The organism is Rhodococcus sp. IEGM 1408, from assembly GCF_033142235.1.
Lineage (GTDB): Bacteria > Actinomycetota > Actinomycetes > Mycobacteriales > Mycobacteriaceae > Dietzia.
The window spans coordinates 1-528 of record NZ_JAWLRW010000053.1 but is presented as its reverse complement, the minus strand read 5'-3'; the positions used below and the strand labels follow the sequence as shown (position 1 = coordinate 528).

The 528-nt window shown below is 65.9% G+C and carries 1 protein-coding gene; it reads right to left on the bottom strand.

What is annotated here, in order from left to right; all coding sequences use genetic code 11:
- Positions 1 to 174: 174 nt before the first annotated feature.
- Positions 175 to 528 (bottom strand): hypothetical protein (locus R4P08_RS18455; protein ID WP_317815317.1); only part of this gene is annotated, 354 nt, incomplete at its 5' end.

The window sequence follows — 528 nt, the reverse complement described above, 5'->3', positions numbered from 1 at the left end:
GCTCGAGGGAGGACGTGACTGGGTGGCCCGCCTGGTCCTGGCACTGGACGGAAAGGAGAACGCCGAGCTTCGAATGGTGAACGGAGCAGAGAAGCTCCTACTGGACGAAGACGGCAGGGTCGTCGGGGTCGTAGCCCTCGTCGATGATGGCGGCGCGCTCGATCGGGTCCATGCCTAGTTCGACGCGGCGGTGCCGGGTGCGGTTCCGGCGTCGTAGATCAGGTCGTCGGAGCCAACGTAGCGGTAGGCGCGTTGCCCGCTCGGCAGAGTCACCCACCCTGCCTGCCCGTGGTCGGAATCAGGAACGAAAGTGCGGTCATCGGCCATGAAGTTCAGTATCTCCCACAGCAAGCGCGAAAGCCGATTGCTATCCGGTGCCGCGACTACGCTGCCGGTGAGGACGTGCCGACGCCGAAAGGTCCGAATGCCACTGCCCGAGCCGGGGATGCACAACTGCACAAGAGTGCTGGCGGCGGCCAGGACCACGCCACACTTCGGCCACTGACGACCCACTCGACGGTCCCGCCC